This is a genomic window from Staphylococcus sp. HMSC62A08 (genome assembly GCF_001839105.1).
Lineage (GTDB): Bacteria > Bacillota > Bacilli > Staphylococcales > Staphylococcaceae > Staphylococcus > Staphylococcus caprae.
The window spans coordinates 10472-29387 of the sequence record NZ_KV840033.1; the positions used below are offsets into that span (position 1 = coordinate 10472).

General features: G+C 36.5%; 15 protein-coding genes and 3 pseudogenes. 6 read left to right on the forward strand and 12 right to left on the reverse strand.

Going from position 1 to position 18916, the window contains the following annotated elements; all coding sequences use genetic code 11:
- Window positions 1-82 precede the first annotated feature (82 nt).
- The 3 genes and pseudogenes from HMPREF3264_RS05065 to HMPREF3264_RS05075 form a co-directional block, all read right to left on the reverse strand.
- A complete protein-coding gene (locus HMPREF3264_RS05065) occupies window positions 83-1285 on the reverse strand; it encodes an MFS transporter (RefSeq protein ID WP_070872214.1) in 1203 nt (400 codons plus the stop codon).
- Between the two features lie 132 nt (window positions 1286-1417).
- Window positions 1418-2076 (reverse strand): annotated as a pseudogene (locus HMPREF3264_RS05070) (MBL fold metallo-hydrolase).
- Between the two features lie 22 nt (window positions 2077-2098).
- Window positions 2099-2323 carry a 30S ribosomal protein S17e gene (locus HMPREF3264_RS05075; RefSeq protein WP_002444860.1) on the reverse strand — a complete coding sequence of 75 codons (225 nt, stop codon included), beginning with the start codon at window positions 2321-2323 and terminating at the stop codon, window positions 2099-2101.
- Between the two features lie 501 nt (window positions 2324-2824).
- Between HMPREF3264_RS05075 and argF the strand changes: the two genes are divergently transcribed.
- The 3 genes and pseudogenes from argF (at window position 2825) to HMPREF3264_RS05090 (ending at window position 6542) form a co-directional block, all read left to right on the forward strand.
- Window positions 2825-3826, forward strand: coding sequence for an ornithine carbamoyltransferase (argF, locus tag HMPREF3264_RS05080; RefSeq protein ID WP_002444862.1), 1002 nt, complete (start codon window positions 2825-2827; stop codon window positions 3824-3826).
- Between the two features lie 21 nt (window positions 3827-3847).
- Window positions 3848-4786 carry a carbamate kinase gene (arcC, locus tag HMPREF3264_RS05085; RefSeq protein WP_002444864.1) on the forward strand — a complete coding sequence of 313 codons (939 nt, stop codon included), beginning with the start codon at window positions 3848-3850 and terminating at the stop codon, window positions 4784-4786.
- A 191-nt stretch (window positions 4787-4977) separates the two neighbouring features.
- Window positions 4978-6542 (forward strand): annotated as a pseudogene (locus HMPREF3264_RS05090) (YfcC family protein).
- A gap of 105 nt (window positions 6543-6647) precedes the next feature.
- Here the strand turns inward: HMPREF3264_RS05090 and HMPREF3264_RS05095 are convergent.
- Together HMPREF3264_RS05095 and brnQ are read right to left on the reverse strand one after the other, a co-directional pair.
- Window positions 6648-7511, reverse strand: a complete 864-nt coding sequence (locus tag HMPREF3264_RS05095; protein ID WP_256323958.1) for a patatin-like phospholipase family protein — start codon at window positions 7509-7511, stop codon at window positions 6648-6650.
- Between the two features lie 149 nt (window positions 7512-7660).
- On the reverse strand, window positions 7661-9022 hold the full coding sequence (gene brnQ / locus HMPREF3264_RS05100) for a branched-chain amino acid transport system II carrier protein (RefSeq protein ID WP_070872218.1): 1362 nt from the start codon (window positions 9020-9022) through the stop codon (window positions 7661-7663).
- A gap of 258 nt (window positions 9023-9280) precedes the next feature.
- Between brnQ and HMPREF3264_RS05105 the strand changes: the two genes are divergently transcribed.
- Together HMPREF3264_RS05105 and HMPREF3264_RS05110 are read left to right on the forward strand one after the other, a co-directional pair.
- Entirely contained in the window at window positions 9281-10318 is a 1038-nt protein-coding gene (locus HMPREF3264_RS05105; RefSeq protein ID WP_070833042.1) for a PTS sugar transporter subunit IIC, read from the forward strand.
- A 210-nt stretch (window positions 10319-10528) separates the two neighbouring features.
- Window positions 10529-11083 (forward strand): DUF4334 domain-containing protein, encoded by a 555-nt coding sequence (locus HMPREF3264_RS05110; protein WP_049401874.1) that lies wholly within the window; start codon window positions 10529-10531, stop codon window positions 11081-11083.
- A 74-nt stretch (window positions 11084-11157) separates the two neighbouring features.
- Here the strand turns inward: HMPREF3264_RS05110 and HMPREF3264_RS05115 are convergent, their stop codons facing one another.
- Window positions 11158-12264 carry an NAD(P)-dependent alcohol dehydrogenase gene (locus HMPREF3264_RS05115; RefSeq protein ID WP_070872220.1) on the reverse strand — a complete coding sequence of 369 codons (1107 nt, stop codon included), beginning with the start codon at window positions 12262-12264 and terminating at the stop codon, window positions 11158-11160.
- 140 nt (window positions 12265-12404) lie between these two features.
- Here HMPREF3264_RS05115 and HMPREF3264_RS12615 point away from each other — a divergent pair.
- Window positions 12405-12515, forward strand: a pseudogene (locus HMPREF3264_RS12615) (IS110 family transposase); the annotation flags it as partial.
- Between the two features lie 185 nt (window positions 12516-12700).
- Here HMPREF3264_RS12615 and HMPREF3264_RS05120 read toward each other — a convergent pair.
- Genes HMPREF3264_RS05120 through nikA form a run of 6 tightly spaced genes read right to left on the reverse strand, consistent with a single transcriptional unit; the run spans window position 12701 to window position 18863 of the window.
- A complete protein-coding gene (locus HMPREF3264_RS05120; RefSeq protein ID WP_070872222.1) occupies window positions 12701-13885 on the reverse strand; it encodes a staphylopine family metallophore export MFS transporter CntE in 1185 nt (394 codons plus the stop codon).
- An 11-nt stretch (window positions 13886-13896) separates the two neighbouring features.
- Window positions 13897-14646 (reverse strand): ABC transporter ATP-binding protein, encoded by a 750-nt coding sequence (locus HMPREF3264_RS05125; protein ID WP_070872224.1) that lies wholly within the window; start codon window positions 14644-14646, stop codon window positions 13897-13899.
- On the reverse strand, window positions 14639-15454 hold the full coding sequence (locus tag HMPREF3264_RS05130; RefSeq protein WP_070872226.1) for a staphylopine uptake ABC transporter ATP-binding protein CntD: 816 nt from the start codon (window positions 15452-15454) through the stop codon (window positions 14639-14641). Before HMPREF3264_RS05130 ends, HMPREF3264_RS05125 begins: the two co-directional genes overlap by 8 nt.
- Window positions 15451-16320: a staphylopine uptake ABC transporter permease subunit CntC gene (gene opp1C, locus HMPREF3264_RS05135; RefSeq protein ID WP_070872228.1), complete on the reverse strand. Its 870-nt coding sequence runs from the start codon at window positions 16318-16320 to the stop codon at window positions 15451-15453. Before opp1C ends, HMPREF3264_RS05130 begins: the two co-directional genes overlap by 4 nt.
- Window positions 16317-17252, reverse strand: a complete 936-nt coding sequence (gene opp1B / locus HMPREF3264_RS05140) for a nickel/cobalt ABC transporter permease (RefSeq protein WP_070872230.1) — start codon at window positions 17250-17252, stop codon at window positions 16317-16319. The genes opp1C and opp1B overlap by 4 nt, the downstream gene beginning before the upstream one ends.
- Window positions 17253-17264: 12 nt before the next feature.
- Window positions 17265-18863, reverse strand: coding sequence for a staphylopine-dependent metal ABC transporter substrate-binding lipoprotein (nikA, locus tag HMPREF3264_RS05145; protein ID WP_070872232.1), 1599 nt, complete (start codon window positions 18861-18863; stop codon window positions 17265-17267).
- Between the last annotated feature and the right edge of the window lie 53 nt (window positions 18864-18916).

Sequence of the window (18916 nt, forward strand, 5' to 3'; positions counted from 1 at the left end):
ATAATTTAGCAAAATTATTTTCGTTGTCCAGCTCCCTTTTCCACTTCACTATGATTAATATCCAGTTTTAACTCGTAATGCTTTATTGCGTGTTCGACTTTTTATAATTAATCATTAATAATATAAATGCTAAAATCGCGAGTATCACAATGATGATACTAAACACGATACCTGCGAGTTGGATACCTAATGCTAATTCAAGCAGACCCACACCAACGACTGGAATTGAAATTGCGATATAAGCAATGGTGAAGAAAGCAGATGTAATTTCGGCTTGTTTGTCTTTAGGTGCTACTGCATTGACTGTTGATAATCCCGCACGAAAGCTAAATGCTTGTCCAAATCCTGAAATCATCGCACCGATAAATAAGATGACAAATGATTCCAATTGAATAGATAGCCCTACTAAGATAACGCCTATGATTAATGTACCACTGCCTAGCATTAGAATATGATAGTCGGATTTACTTTTAAATAATAATTGACCTAACGTTGACGCACAGAATACCAAGAATACCATGACTCCTATCACAGCTTTATTCGTAATATTTAAGATTTCTCCTAAAAAGTTTGGCGAAACAGCAGTAAATAAACCGAGCATTGAGAACCCTACAAAGACAGGAATCACGGCATATATAAATGTAGAACGAATGTCTGCCGGCACACTCAACTTTTGGACTTCAATCTTGAAACTTTGTTTATTCTTAACTGGCTCTGGCATAAACCAAACCCCTATAAACGCCAGGATGACAAGGATAAAATCTACGATAAAGATTAACCGCATCGCATAAGGTAGATATTGTGCTAAGATACCACATAACAATGGTCCAAACCCTAATCCTAGCATATTGACACTACTAGCAATGGTAGAGGCTCTCCCCTTTTTATCCTCTGCAGCTAAATTAACAATTGTAGTTGTCGCTGTACTTGTAAAAAGACCTGCAGAAAGACCGGAAATCACGCGACCAGTAAGTAAGAAACCAACATTCGTGGCAAATAAAAATATCAGTGCACTGATTGCAGATAAAATCACACCTGGAATGAGTACATAACGTCGTCCTATACGATCTGACAATTGCCCAAAAACCAGTAGACCTCCTATTACGCCAGCTGCATATACAGCATAAATAATTGTAATCATTAATGGAGATAAATCGTACACTTTACTATAAATAGGATAAAGTGGTGTGGGTAATGTCGTCCCCATCATCACGATGAGAAATGCATACGCTGCACTTATCATTCCCCAGTTTACTTTACGATTTTGATGGTTAGAATTTTGCAAGATGCTTCACCTCAACATATGTATATCTCTATAGAAAGGGCATGAAACATTGTTATTTTATCTTTAGAGATTCATTTAAAAAAGGTATACCCCACATTAAGCCGGATATACCTTAACGATTGATATTATGGTTTAAGTATTTTCTCCATTTCGAACACGATCTATGATTTTCTGTACACGTTGTTGTTTATCATCCTCATCATTAATAAAGAAGACCGGTGATTCGCCTTCAATTGAAACCCACGGTACGAGTGCATCAAAATCAAGATCTCGAATCATTTCAAGACTCTTTATAGATTGTTCTCTATCACTTGAAGGTAGGACGACTGTGCGCCACTCATCTCCTTCATAACAGAGGAAATCACCTGTAAATAAATAACGATGTTCGCCGTTATCCCATAAATATAATGTTGTCCCAGGCGTATGCCCCGGCGCAGGAATCACCTCTAAATCGTCATATAATTGTTCACGGTCTTTAAACGTTCCAGCAACTTGAAGCGTATCAGTCACAGCTTCTTTATCATCTTGGTGAATATAGTAAGGTGCATCGAAATGCGTTTGACCACCTAATGATTCATAAGTACGCGCTCTGCACCACCTAGTGCCTGAATATCATCTGCTGCTTCGTCAATTCTACCAGAATGGAAAATCACAATATTCCCTTCTGAACGTTCAAGAACGAAAGATTTGAAACGAAAACGTTTATCAAATGGTAGTTCTGTTGTTGGCGTCGCATACAGACCATTTGCTACTTTATCTAATGTTTCGAAATTGTTTTCATTTTCAGCCATACAACACCCCACCTTTAAGACATTAGTCTAAATATTGATCAGCATGTTCTAGTCTATAGTGTTCGATTTTAGATTTTTCTTCATCAAATTCTTTATGCGTTAATTTTGTGATCTTTTCAATTGAATATCCTAACTTTTTTGCGAAAGCGTCAACTTCCCCCTTGTTTTTTGCCACTACAAAAACAGTTAAAATATTTTCGTCAACAATGTCTTTATTGTGTTGATAGTCTAATCTGAAAATCTTCATATGAACCCCCGCCTTTTATATTTTAAATGCCCATTTTCGTGTTAAATATAGTCCTGTCAATATTTTATTATCCCCTTCTTTTCGAAAAATCAAACGTCCCATTCCCACATAAATACGTCATACGTTATTTCTAATAGAAGAAAAGAGACAAGCTTGAACGTATCGTTATAATGACATGTTCTATGCTTGTCTCATAAATATCATATTTAATTTTCCTATTTTATTACTTAGATTTTAATCATTTCACCGTTAAAACTTTTCAGCGATTTAAAACCTTCTAAACGCTTAAATTAACACAATATTTCATACAATTATACACAACTTTAAAATTACATATAATTTCACCATACTCCTTTTTTGTGAATTTTTCACAAATTCCTTAAAATCTTAAAAAAGTTTTCAATTATTTATTAATAAAAAATGACAACTTTTTAATTTTATTGATTATTATAAGTTAACGCTTACAATGACCTTGAAATCAAATTTAAGGAGTTGTAAAGAATGAAGAATTTACGCAATAGAAGTTTTCTAACTTTATTAGATTTTTCACAGAAAGAGGTAGAATTTTTATTAAATCTCTCTGAAGATTTAAAACGTGCTAAATACATAGGCACTGAAAAGCCTATGCTTAAAAATAAAAATATTGCTCTTCTTTTTGAAAAAGACTCTACAAGAACTCGTTGTTCATTTGAAGTCGCTGCACATGACCAAGGTGCAAATGTAACGTACTTAGGTCCTACAGGCTCACAAATGGGTAAAAAAGAAACTGCTAAAGATACTGCAAGAGTTTTAGGTGGTATGTATGACGGCATTGAATATCGTGGTTTCTCTCAACGTACAGTTGAAACGTTGGCTGAATTTTCAGGGGTGCCAGTATGGAATGGCTTAACTGATGAAGATCACCCTACACAAGTACTCGCAGATTTCTTAACTGCTAAAGAAGTATTGAAGAAAGATTACTCCGAAATTAACTTCACATATGTTGGTGATGGCCGTAATAATGTTGCTAACGCATTAATGCAAGGTGCCGCTATCATGGGCATGAATTTCCACCTCGTTTGTCCTAAAGAATTAAATCCTACTGACGAATTGCTAAGCCGCTGTGAACGCATTGCTTCTGAAAATGGAGGCAACATCCTTATCACAGACGATATCGATAAAGGTGTTAAAGACTCTGACGTGATCTATACAGATGTATGGGTATCAATGGGTGAACCTGACGAAGTATGGCAAGAACGTCTTAAATTATTAGAACCTTACCGTGTTAATAAAGAATTAATGGAAAAAACAGGCAATCCAAATGTAATATTTGAACATTGCTTACCATCATTCCATAACACTGACACTAAAATCGGTAAAGAAATTTATGAAAAATATGGCGTAACTGAAATGGAAGTCACTGATGAAGTATTCGAAAGTGACGCTTCAGTAGTATTCCAAGAAGCAGAAAACAGAATGCATACTATTAAAGCAGTCATGGTGGCTACTTTAGGTGAATTCTAGTACAGACAGGAGGTAATTCAAGTGGCAAAAATCGTAGTGGCATTAGGTGGTAACGCATTAGGTAAATCACCTCAAGAACAACTAGAACTTGTTAAGAATACAGCTAAATCACTTGTGGGGCTAATTACAAAAGGGCACGAAATTGTGATTAGTCACGGTAACGGCCCTCAAGTAGGTAGCATTAATTTAGGTTTGAATTATGCTGCAGAACACGGTCAAGGCCCTGCCTTTCCATTCGCTGAATGTGGTGCAATGAGCCAAGCGTATATTGGTTATCAACTACAAGAAAGCTTACAAAATGAATTACACGCACTTGGTATAGACAAACAAGTTGTCACATTAGTAACTCAAGTTGAAGTAGATCCCGATGATACAGCGTTTAGTCATCCTTCTAAACCTATTGGTCTCTTCTATGATAAAGAAACAGCTGAAAGCATTGAAAAAGAGAAAAACTATAGCTTTGTTGAAGATGCAGGACGTGGCTATCGTCGTGTTGTTCCTTCACCTCAGCCGAAATCAATTGTCGAACTTGCAAGTATCAAAACTTTAATTGAAAATGATGTGCTTGTGATTGCAGCTGGTGGCGGTGGCGTCCCAGTTATCCGCGAACAACACGATAGCTTTAAAGGTGTTGATGCAGTTATCGATAAAGATAAAACAAGTGCATTACTAGGTGCAGATATTCAATGTGATCAACTAATTATCTTAACAGCCATTGATTATGTGTATGTTAATTACAACACTGAAAATCAAAAAGCACTTAAAACTGTCACACCTGAAGAATTAGATGCATACGTTAAAGAAGATCAATTTGCTAAAGGTAGTATGCTTCCAAAAATAGAATCAGCAATTTCATTTATTGAGAACAATCCTGAAGGTAGTGTATTAATCACTTCCTTAGATCAATTAGATAACGCACTCGAAGGTAAAGTTGGTACATTAATTAAAAAATCATTTTAATGACTTTTAATTGAATGAACATTGAGTGCTATCAATTGCAAGTCATTTTATTCATACTGACATAGTTGTGCACCCTGTTCTTCCATCTACTCCCAAACTATACAGGGTGCACTTCTATATTGAAAAAATACGAAAATATTTATAGATATGCATGAATTTCATGATTCTCGAATGATATAGATAAAAAGGAGATGAAAATATTGGAACATGCTATCGATTCAAATAAAAAGAAGAAGCGATTTAAATTACGGATGCCCGGTGCATTCATGATTTTATTCTTACTCACAGTGGTTGCCGTAATAGCTACATGGCTCATACCCGCTGGTGCTTATTCTAAATTATCATATGAACCCGCTTCACAAGAATTAAAAATCGTAAACCCTCATAATCAAGTTAAAAAAGTTCCAGGAACACAAAAAGAGCTTGATAAAATGGGTGTTAAAATTAAAATTGAACAATTCAAATCGGGAGCTATTAATAAACCCGTATCGATACCAAATACTTATGAACGACTTAAACAACATCCTGCTGGTCTAGATCAAATTACAAGTAGCATGGTAAAGGGTACCATTGAAGCCGTCGATATCATGGTCTTCATCCTCGTTCTAGGTGGACTCATAGGTGTCGTTCAGGCGAGTGGTTCGTTCGAGTCAGGTCTACTGGCCTTAACTCAGAAGACGAAAGGCCACGAGTTTATGCTCATCGCTTTTGTAGCAATTTTAATGGTACTTGGCGGAACATTATGCGGTATTGAAGAAGAGGCCGTCGCCTTTTATCCAGTACTCGTTCCAATATTCATCGCATTGGGATATGATTCCATCGTTTCTGTCGGCGCCATCTTTTTAGCGAGTTCCATCGGTAGTACATTTTCAACGATTAATCCGTTCTCAGTGGTCATCGCTTCTAACGCTGCAGGAACAACCTTTACAGATGGATTGTACTGGAGAATTGGTGCATGTATCGTCGGAGCTATATTTGTAGTAAGTTACCTATATTGGTACTGCAAAAAAATTAAAAAAGAACCAAAAGCTTCTTATGCTTACGAAGATAAAACAGAATTTGAAAAGCAATGGTCAGTAATGGATCAGAATAGCTCTTCAACATTCACTTTACGTAAAAAAATCATACTTACCTTATTCGTATTGCCATTCCCTATCATGGTTTGGGGCGTAATGACACAAGGCTGGTGGTTCCCAATTATGGCATCAGCATTCCTTATATTTACGATTATCATTATGTTTATAGCAGGAATGGGTAAATATGGTCTTGGCGAAAAGGCACAGTCGATGCATTTGTCAATGGTGCATCAAGCCTTGTCGGCGTATCATTAATTATTGGCTTGGCCCGTGGTATCAACTTAGTATTAAATAAAGGATTAATTTCAGACACAATCTTGCACTTCTCATCTTCCATCGTGCAACATATGAGTGGTCCTTTATTTATCATAGTCTTATTAGTGATTTTCTTCTTCTTAGGTTTTATCGTACCATCATCATCTGGATTGGCAGTATTATCTATGCCTATCTTTGCGCCATTAGCCGATACGGTTGGAATACCTCGATTCGTCATCGTTACAACTTATCAATTCGGTCAATATGCGATGTTATTCCTTGCACCAACAGGACTCGTCATGGCAACCTTACAGATGCTCAACATGCGCTACTCCCACTGGTTGAGATTCGTCTGGCCGGTCGTTGCCTTTGTACTCGTCTTCGGTGGCGGTTTACTCATCGCTCAAGTATTGATTTATTCTTAGATGTATTTAATTTCGGAAAATGAAGTTCCGAGATAGCACAGATTTTATAAGATGCCATATAAAAGCGAGGTTAGGATTTCGACCTAACCTCGCTAAATTTTATCTTTATTCATTCCAAAATCGCTTAATCATTTCTGCATCTTTACGACCTTGTGCTTCGCCTAGTTTTGCGATCTCTGGTCGAATGGATGGATCCACTGTGTTACCACCCAATTCATTTAACTTATTGAATACATCTTGACTTGGCGTAATCAATTTAACATCTGCACCATTATCTTCTAGTTCTTTAATAGCGTCGTCTAATCGATAAGGTGTAGAAATAGGAAGGTTTGTTGATAGAATCAATACTTTTTTAGCACCTTTTGCTAAATCTGCATTCTCCATCGAATGGCAACCTCCATCAAAATGTTTCTGACCATTAACTGTTGTAGCAGGCCATACACCGGGTAGTGAGCCACTTGAAGCCATCGCGCGATATAAATCCACTTCAGATTCTGATGTAAACGCGACTCGCTCTGCTTTTTGCGCGTTGACCGCTGTAATCATTAAATTTTGAGGCCATTCATCCATTTTAATTCTGTGTTTTAATCTATTGATGTGTTCATTTTCATCAAATTTGTTATCCTCTAGCGAATATTCACTATAATTTTCAATCCATTCTTTTGGCGTGTTAGCGCTTTTCTCTATTTCATTATAACGAGCGAACACCCCAGACATGTCCTGACTTGGCGGTTCTTCGTTGGATTTAAGGGCAATTTGTTCTTCGAAAATATCTTCCCAACTTTTATTTGAGGTAATACCCGTTGCCGCTTGCGCCCCGCCAGACGTCCCGATGACTAAATCTGAATGTCTAACGTCTATTCCAGCTTGATCAAGAGCTGAAATATATCCTAATTGCCAACCAATGGCGAGTGAACCGCCCCCGCCTAATACTAAAGCATGGTTTAAACTCTCTTTATGATTTACCATTTTCATTCCACCTTTATGAGTGATGACTCTTCATTATCATAATTACCCTTTTTCATAGAATCAAATTTTAAAACTTTAATCCAAAAAATAAGCTATGCATACCTTATCAATTCACGGTATACATAGCTTTTTAAAATTTTTTAATTACATTAATATGTTTGAGGTTGTTTGTTTCCTCGTATTTTATATACAACGAATCCGATAATGAATCCAACTAACGCTGGTATTATCCAACCCATTCCTATAGTAAAGAATGGTAAATACTTTTCACCTAAAGAAATAATGAAACGGGCGAAACTCGTTTTGGCGAAGAATTCAGGACTTGCTTTCACACCATCGATAAATGCAGCAATCATAGTAAAGAATGTTGTAAATCGATACACTACTTTAGAATGATTGAATAATGGACTTGATAAAGTTAAGAGAATTAACGTAATTGCGAGTGGATAGATAAACATTAATACTGGCGTTGAGTACATAATAATTTTTGTTAAACCCACATTGGCGAAGATACATGCCAACACACTTACCACTGTCGCAAACATAAGATATTTTTGTTTAGGAAAGAGCTCTGTAAATGTCTCTGAAAATGCTGTAATTAATCCAATTGCTGTTTTCAAACATGCCACAATGATAATGAGTGACAGCACGATGATGCCGTAATCTCCAAGATAATGTTGAGCTATTTGTGCGAGTGCGATGCCCCCATTTTCACTGACTTTAAAATTACCTAAACTCATCGTACCCATGATTGCAAGTAAGCTATAAATGAGCCCCATACCGACGATACTAATTGTTCCTGATTTGAATGTTTCTTTAGCAATCGTATTCGGGTTCGTCACACCCAATTTCTTAATCGTCGTCACGATAATGATACCGAATGCTAAAGATGCCAGTGCATCTAAAGTGTTATAACCATCGATAAATCCTTTGAGCAACGCACCATCTTTGTATTGTGGAGTCACCGGCGCATGGCTCACGCCACCCATTGGATGAATAAATGCAAGTAAAACTACGATACCAAGTAAAATTAAAAATACAGGATTTAAAAATTTACCTATATAATCTAAGATTTTTGATGGCTTTCTGGCAAAAAACCAAGCTGCTAGGAAAAATAAAATACTAAATATCGGTAACACAATTTTTCCTTGGCCCGGTGAAATAAATGGCGAAAACGCAATTTCATATGACGTCGTTGCCAATCTCGGTAATGCGAAAAATGGCCCAATCACAAGATATAATCCAATAGTAAATAAATACGCATAGATTTTACTCACTCTTGAAGAAATTTCAAAAATACCATTTGTCTTCGACACACCAATGGCAATAATTCCTAAAAATGGTAAACCAATAGCTGTGATTAAGAAACCTAAATTAGCTGTAAATACGTTAGAACCAGCTGTTTGACCTAGATGTATTGGGAAAATTAAGTTTCCTGCGCCAAAGAAGAGACCAAACAACATCGATCCAATAAAAATATTTTCTTTAATTGTAAGTTTGTTTTTTATCATTAATGTATCTCCTATGTCTATGTTATTAGCTATTATACATTAAATTCGCTACAAATTAATTCAAATTTTCAGAAAAAAGTGTGTCATTTTTTTCTTTAATATCGTTAATTTTTATAGAATTGTTGCACTTTTGAATTTTCAAAAATATTAAATTCGCATTAACACTCAAAATACAATTAAATTTCCTTCAATTAATTGTGTTACAATTGAGAAATGTTTTGGGAAACATATAGATTTACACTAAAGGGGTTATAAGAGATGAATATCATATTAGGAGTTGGGACATTAGTCATAGTATTAGTTATTATGACATTGTTCTTAAAATTTGCGCCATATGGTAAAGAAGGTCTACAAGCGCTATCAGGGGCAGCTTGTGCAACATTTCTACCACAGGCCTTCTTAAGTTATGCTATTGGTGGCATTTTCCATATTAAATTCCTACAAGAGATTGGTGACCTTGCAGGGAGTCTTGGTGGCATTGCGGTCGGAATTCTCGCATGCATCAACTTAGGTGTTTCACCAGTCTTTGCAGTGATTGTAGGATTAGTATTAAAAGACTTTAGTTTATTACCTGCATTTATAGCAGCGTATCTAACTGCATTTGTGATTAAATTTATTGAAAAGAAAGTTCCAGAAGGCTTAGACTTAATCGTCGTTATCCTTATCGCACCAGCGCTTGTCTATGGATTAGCAACATTGATTAACCCAGGCGTCACAGCAGTATTAAATCAAATTGCGAATGCCGTTAATTCAGTTGGAGATAGCAGTCCATACGCACTCGCGATTATTCTAGGACTTATCATTCCAGTGACAAGTATGACACCATTAAGTTCAATGGTCCTTGCAAGTATCTTAGGACTTACTGGCTTACCTATGGCAATCGGTGCAATCGTATGTACAGGTGCATCATTTGTTAACTTTACATTATTTAACCTTTTAAAAATTGGTCAAAAACCAAATCGATTTGCCGTATTTATCGAACCACTCACACAAATCGATTTAATCGTGAAATACGCACCCGTCTTATATGGTACAAATGCGATTATAGGTATGGTCAACGCATGTATTATCGCGTTCAGCGGTCTAAAAATTGGTGTTACTGGCATGGCCACACCAATGGCAGGCGCGATTGTATTATTCGGTTTCAATAGTCCTATTAAATCAATTATTACGATTGCAGCTGTTGCAGTGACAGGAACTATCTTAGCATTTATTATTGGCTCATTAATTAAAAAATTCGACTTATTACACTTGCATATTCCAATGCCATGGAATAAAGGTAAAAGTCATTCATAATATAGAAGAAACATCTACCCGTTGCCAGATGATAACGCAACCAGGGTAGATGTTTTTTATTACAAATTTAGAAGTAATCATAAATTTTCCAATGGTTTGAGTAGAATATCTACTTTAAAGTGTCGTATTTAACTTTACCGGGTAAATGTAAATATGTGACCTATCATCATCAATATAAATTAAATAATAAAAATGATGGAGATGAAATCAATGGCTCAATTAGATAAATTAAAAGAATTGGCTAAAAAACGCATTTCTCAAGAGGAAGCGTTCGAATTCTTTGATTCACTAGACACTGTAAATTTAGAAGACACTTATGGGTTATGGAAGGGTGAAGAGCTCAAAACAGGTCATCCTATGGAAGGTTTACTCACTGCTTCTTCATGGTATGGTAAAAAATTTATCGATAATGAACATGTGCATCCATTAGTATTCCAGAAAGAAGATGGCTTTTTATTCGCAGGCAATCCTGGTCGTGTATCACTTGACCCAATACTTTCTAAATTACCAAAAACGTATGTATCTTTATTTATGAAACTGGCACGCCCATTCATTATTACTAAAAAAAGTAGAGCACGATTACGTCTTGTGGATTATAGAGGTAAAGCAAGTGCCTCTATGATATATGACCAAAAACCTATTATAGATATCTTTCGTAAAGTAGATGAAGATACTATGTTAGGCGTAATGGATATTAAAAATTTCCCATCTGAAAAATCTTATTTCTTCTATCTTAAAAGAGTTCAAAAACAAGAAATTCAATAAATGATTTGTATTAAAATATCATCCAAGCTTAATGCATATTAAATATAAGCTTGGATGATCTATTTTATATTTACTTATTGAAATGACGCATCAAAAACAACAATTGGCTTAATAGTATTTCCGTTTCTAGAATCTTCAAAAGCTTGTCCGATTTCATCAGGTTGATAGAATTTAACCATTTTATCCATTGGATATTGTCCACGTTTAAAGAATTGAACTAATTCTGGAATTAATAACTGTGGCATTGCATCGCCTTCAAGCACACCCTTGAGTGTTAACGCATTTCTCATAATATCATTTGTAACATTTAATGATACTTCTTTATCATTGACGGCTACTGTGGCACATTCTCCTTTAACAGCTAAGCTTCTTAAAGCTGATAAGATTACATCTGGAACTCCAGTTGTTTCAAATGCATAGTTAACACCGGCACCGTTTATTTCATGTACTTCCTCTACTACATCTTGTTCCTTACTATTAATGGTATGCGTAGCACCTAACTCCATTGCTAAATCTAAACGACTATCAAAGATATCTACGGCGATGATAGGATAACAATTAGAAAGTTTCGCCGCCATAATCGCACTCAATCCAACTGTCCCTACACCAAATACAATAAAGCTTGATCCTGGCTTAGGTTGAAGTGAGTTGAAAACTGCGCCACTCCCTGTCATAAATCCACAACCTAGAGGGCCTAGATATCTTAAATCTACCTCGTCATCTACTTTGACAATATTCTTTTCATTTGCAGTAACATAATTACTGAATGAAGATTGTCCAAAGAATTGAGAAATATCTTCGCCATCTTCAGTATGCAATGGTGTTTCGTTCTTTTGATTTCTACCAAGTAAGTTTAATGCTACAAAATTTTCACAAGCTCCAGCATTGCCATCTAAACAATTTTTGCATTCACCACAATAAGTAAATCCTAAAACAACGTGATCTCCTTCTTTAACATGTGTCACATGTTCGCCCACTTTTTCAACAATACCTGCACCTTCATGCCCTAATACAGCGGGTTTAGGCGTCGGCATAACATTTCCGATGACTGCAGAATCTGTATGACAAACACCTGTTGCTATAACTTTGACTAACACTTCATCCGCATTTGGTTCGTCTAATACAATCGTTTGGTAACTAAAAGGGTTCTCTTCAGTAGTGACAAAAGCATTTGTTTTCATTTGCAAAACCTCCTAAATATATATTTAACGCCTTACTGTAAATTTACCCTTTTTTATTAAACTTTCACCAATATCTTCGAAATTTTCTAAACATTTTTAGTAGGATCAATCCCTAATTATAAATAATGATTGTCATAAAAAAAGAGCAGCCTCATGAGAAAGCTCATAAGACCGCTGTAGTCGCTTGTATCAATCGACTATTAAAAACGATTCACTATTTAATAATGAATCATCGATTATATGATTATTAAATGTCCCCACATTAGCCAATCATATAATCAAGTTTATTACACCTTATTCAAAAATTTGAAATTGAACGGTCTATTTCATTATGACTTTTTAAATAAGATAGGTACTTGACTAATCGTAGGAAAGAAGGCTGAGACAATTAATGATGTCCCACTCCCTCCAAACTAACTCAAAATATTTTATTCTCTCATCCTCGGCTGACATTTTGTTTTTTTATCAAGCTCATCATTATCGCGCATATTACGAGTAAACCACATACTAAATACATCCAGCTATAGCCGATTAAATCCGAAATCGGTCCCATCAAACTGCCGCCTAATGAAACACCTAAATCTGCACAAGCGATAAATAATCCTAGTAGCATGTTCCGACCCGATTTAGGCAATGCGAAGCTTAAATATGACGTTAATGTTGGATAGACTAATGCTTGCGTGATACCGATCATCATCGCACTCACGTAAAAGATGACGACATGAAGATGTGGGCCTATAGCCACTAGCATCGAAGCTATAGTAAGTAGCATCAGCACATTGACCATATATAATGGATGCCATAATCCGTCTGATGGGATATGTTTACGTAAATATATACGTGCCAATACGACTGCTATCGCTTGAATAGTTAAGAAAATACCTGCATTCGCGAATTCATACTTCACTGTATATAATGGAACAAACGTACTCACTGCACCGAAGACGATAGATACAATAATCATAATACATCCGCTATTGAAGAGTTCCTTATTTTTAAAAAATTGTGCAAACACTGTGATGGCGTTAAATTGTAATGGCTCAATCTTATCACGGGTGTCGGGTTCTTGTTCAGCAAATGTCACACGATATCCAAAAAACGTCGTTATCGTAGCAATACCAATCATGACCATGGCGAACACAAAGATGTGTCCGTAATTCCATATTCCAACTGCTACAAGTGGTCCAATTAAATTAGGTATAGTAGAAAATAACGAATACAAAGATACCCCTTCTGAACGATGTTCTTCTGGCAACGCATCAATGATGCCAAGTTGAAGTGACATGGAGAAGAAAGCCGTACACACACCTTGCATAACCCGTGCCACGAAATACCCTTCTAATCCTGTAAATCCGTACAATATCAACGCACAAGCATTGATAAAAAGAATGATACGTAATACTTTAATTGGGCCCACACGTGCAATAATTTGACCTGCCCATGGGCGAAATACCATCGCTGTGAGCATATAGGCACCCATGACAATACCGATAACAGAGTTTGTTGCACCTAAACTATGCCCTCTTAAAGGAATAAATACATTTAAAATTGCGTTTGCGCTAAAAAACATTAAGGTTAATATGTATAATCTTAGAAATGGCCAAGCCATGGCTCCTTTCATTGCCTCACTCCTTAAAATGTTAGTTGTTTATTAATCAATGCTGTTGTATAAGGATTACGACTTGAATGTAAATCGCATGTTTCTATGTGCTCCTCAATTTGACCATTTTTAAAAATGATTAACTGATCACACAAATAGGTAGCCGCCTGAATGTCATGAGTAATAAAAATATAGCTCAGTTGTCGCGTTTGTCTTAATTTCTTTAACAAGTCTAATATTTGCGTCTGAATAGACATATCTAATGAACTAATCGCCTCATCAAATAAAATATATTGAGGATTCATACATATAGCACGAGCGATGGCCACACGTTGCGCTTCACCACCGGATAACATGTTGGGATATTTATCTAAATACACTTTCGTTAGTCCTACTTCTTCCAATAATTTAATCGCATCGATTTCCATATCTTCTTTATGTTTCTTGTCACATCGACACATCACTTCGAACATGATATTTCTAACCGTTTGAAATGGATGTAGCGATGACGTGTAATCTTGAAAGACTGCACTGATTTGATGACGCCTTACTTTCGCGCGATACATCGGTTGATCATTAAGCGTAACGCTTCCTTTATCAGGCCTTTCAATACCAAGAATAATTCGACTGAGGGTAGACTTCCCGCTTCCACTTTTTCCTATAATAGCGATACTTTCCCCGACTGGACATTCAAATGTTACATCTTTGACGATGCAGTGAGGCGCAGGATGAAACCATGATTTTTTACCGTATGACTTCTCAACATGTGTGATTTTAAGCATTGACTTCACCTCTCATCACCCTTTGAAAATGATCGCTCACTTTCTTTTTAGTGGATAATAAATATTTCGTATAAGCATGGCGTGGATGATGCAAGACGTCTTCTGTAGAACCGCTCTCAACGAGGTGACCTTCTTTCATTACAATGACACGATCTGCAAGTTGATTAATTACAGTCAAATCATGTGATATAAAAATCATGGCACAATCAAAGTGACGTTTAATATCTTGAAATGCTTCAAGCACATCGTACTGCGTAATCGTATCTAATGCTGTCGTGGGTTCATCCGCGATAATAAGTTTCGGTTTCAATGCTAAAGCCAACGCAATCATCAGTCGTTGCAACATACCACCTGACAACATATGAGGATATGCATCCAAGATGATTTCAGGTTGTTTTAAATTGATATACGTCATATATTCCATAAGCGTTTGTTTCACTTCCGTCTTCGTTAATGTCGTATGCGCTCGCATTGTTTCCATCATTTGCTTACCTACTTTTGCCGATGGGTCGAATGCGCGTGCCCCGTGTTGCATCACCATTGCAATATGCTTACCTCGTTGACTACGTAAGTCCTTTTGAGATAAATGCATTAAATTTTCATTTTCAAAATAAATATCCCCGGACACACGAAGTCGTTCAGGATTTAAACCTAGTAAAGCTTTACACGTAATAGATTTACCGCTACCGCTTTCTCCAATCATCCCGAGCGTCTCGCCTCGTGCTACTTTAAAGTTCACTTCTTCTACAAGTGTGGTATGAGTCCAGCCATCCGTAATTTGCAAGTTCTCGACAGATAATAACGTCATATAGACATCACACCTTTCTTCATGGCACGTCTCCTTTCCTTAGATGTAATTCGTGGATCAATCGCAATTTGTAAGGCATCCGATAGGAAGTTAAAGGCCATAACAATAATGACGATGGCTATTCCTGTAGTTAACATCATTTCAGGATGAGTGAACATCACTTTGCGTGCTTCATTCAACATCATTCCCCATTCAGCTGTCGGGGCTTTTACGCCTAACCCTAAAAATGAAAACCCAGACATTTGCAATATCATTGAACACATTGAACTACTCGCAATAATAGCGATATCAGCGAGTGTTAAAGGCAAGATATGCTTTAGAATAATAGATGAATGGCTCATACCAATCGTTTTAGCAAATTTCACATGATCCGCTTCAGTATATTGCATCACGCTCGTACGAATAATACGACAAAACCATGCCCAACGTGTGAGTATAAATGCCAAAATAATATTCTCTACACCCATACCAAATACTGTAATTAATGCTAATGTTACAACATAACTTGGAAATGCCAACATGACATCACAACAACGCATCATTAAAGCATCAATATAACCCCGGAAATATCCAGCTATCAATCCAAGAATTGCACCAATCACTACCGACACAAATAACGCGATAAACACATATAACAAACTCGGTCTGATGCCGTAAATCATTCGCGTTAACACATCACGTCCTAAATGATCAGTACCTAACCAATGCGACCAACTGATACCAGCAAATTTATCTGAGGTATTAATTTGATTAGGTTCATAAAATGTAACGATAGGCGCACATAAACCGAGCACGACATACAGTAAAATGATGCTTATTGCAATCACTGCACCCCTATCTTGCATTAAACGCTTTAAAATGATCATCTTGTCGCCTCCCTTAATTTAGGATTTAACATTGCGTTAATCACATCTGCTATCGTGTTAAACACAATGAATAATACAGCGACAATCAGTACATAGGCCTGAATAACTGGTAAATCATGTTCGACAATGGCTTTGAGACTTAATTGTCCTAACCCAGGCCATGCGAAGACATTTTCAATAACGACAAGCCCGCCCATAATCATAGGTACTGACATACAGAAGAGCGAGACGGCAACTTGTAGTGCATTACGTAAAACGTGTAAGAGCAATGTTACTGTATGTACACCACTGGCGTTTAAATACAATACATAATCCTCATTCAGTTGTTCAATCATCGAGCGTCTCACATTTCTGAAATAAATGCCTGCATACGTCATCGTAACTACAAAGACAGGTAAGATATAGCTTTCAGGGCCTGTTAAACCAGACGTGGGTAAGAGATTTAGCTTTACTGATATATAGATAATGAGCATCGATGCTATCCAATAAGAAGGTAGTGCAGTTAAGAAGAACGCGACTGAACGTATCACACGATCAGTCAACTTTCCTCTTGTTAAAGCACTGATAACTCCTAATACAATAGATGTAATAATAACTGAAATACTTGAAATCAGTGTGAGTTTTAAAGTATTGAAAAAGGCAGGCCCTATACGTTCTGATACTGGATCTCCTGTAATATAGCTCGTACCAAATTTAAATTGTATCGCTTGAATAAGCCAATTTTTATATTGAATGAATATCGGTGCGTTTAAGCCATACTTTTCATTAGTTTCAGCAATTAACTGTGGCGTAATGTTAGGCGTTCCTTGTGCATGTAAAATCGTGACAGCTGGATCTCCTTTAGTTAGATACGTCATCATAAATGTCATAAAACTCACTACAATCAATAACGGGAACATGAGAACAAGACGTTTGATTATTAACTTGGCCATCTAGATGCTCCCTTATTTATACTGCATCTCATTAAATGGGAGTTCGTATTGCGACTGAGTAAATGACACATGATCTAAATCTTTTGGCGCAACCACCGTCATTCTGCCATAAGAAACAGGAATAAAGACGCCCTCATCATCGATACGTTTTAAGATTTTTTGGTACGCTTTAGAACGTTCTTTAGCATTTTGTATTTTGAAAGCTTCATCGATATCTTTATATAAATCTGCTTTATTCTTAATGCCTGATGTCGCACTTTCATAACCTGTTTTAGTTTTAAATGCTGCAAGTGTACTTTGCGGATCATAGAGTAATCCCCACGTTTGATTAAACATTAAATCGTAATCTCCTGATGTTCGTCTTTCTGCGACTTTATCAGATGTTTCTCCATTAATGTTTAACTTGATGCCTAACTTTTTAAATTCAGCTTGTAAAAATTCTGCCTGCTCTTTTTGTTCAGAAGAACCTTTATCGTAATACATTGAGAGCGTGAGTGCTTTTCCATCCTTTTGTCGTATATTGTTATCTTTAGACAATTTCCAATCCGCTTGTTCCAGTAGCTTCTCAGCTTTTTTCGTATCATATTCGCGTGTTGGCATATTGAAGTTAATGTCTGTCACATTTTTCGCGAATAATTGCGTTGCTGGCTTTTCCTGACCGTCCAAGATGTCTTTAGAAATTTTATTTCGATTTACCATATGGCCTAATGCTTGACGTACTGTTTTATCACTTACAGCACTGTCCTTTTTACCTGAATTGGCCACAATCATTTTCGTGTTCATCGGCTGACTTCGTTTAACTTGGTATTGTCCTGTTTCTTTCAATTGATTTAAGCCGTCTTTGTCTAAACTGTCTGTTCCTCTATCATCAGTGAACGTAAAGTTCGTTTCACCTTTCTTCATTGATAAGAAGGCAGTCTCCCCGGCAGGCTTAACTTTTGCTTCGACTTTATTTAATTTAGATTTTTCGCCCCAATATTCTTTGTTTTTATTAAATTCTGCGTACTCATCCTTTTTGTGCTGTCCCATTTTAAATGGTCCTGTACCATCGAATGATTTCACACCGTCTTTCGTGGTTCCATGTTTAAAATCTTTAGGAGATACAAAGACATATGGACGAGGCATCGCAAGTTCTGCTAATGCTGGTTGATACGCTTCCTTCAAATGAAGTTGCACCGTATATTTGTCTTTCACTTTAACGTTGTCGATGAGCGTTGATATCTTCAGCCATGAATGTAACTTCTTATTTTGTTGAACAGCATCTATATTTTTCTTTACTGCTTCGGCATCAAATTTTGTACCATCATGAAACGTCACATCATTTCTTAAATGGAATGTATACGTTTGTCCATCATCCGAAATATCCCATTTCTTAGCTAGTAGTGGTTTGATACCTTCCTTTGTATTTCTTACGAGTGGTTCATAAATCATACTCTCTGCTGACATTGAACCACCATAGACATGTGGATTCATATCGCCAATATCTTTCACTGTGGTATATGACAACGTCTTATGTTCTTTCTTTTCTTCTAGTTCTTTATTGCCACCACAACCTGTTAATATCAACCCTGATATCAGTAAAACTGTACTCATTCTTGTTATTTTGTTCATATCATTTCCTCTTTCTATGTTGAAGATGTTTACGTATGACGTATCGTGTGTCT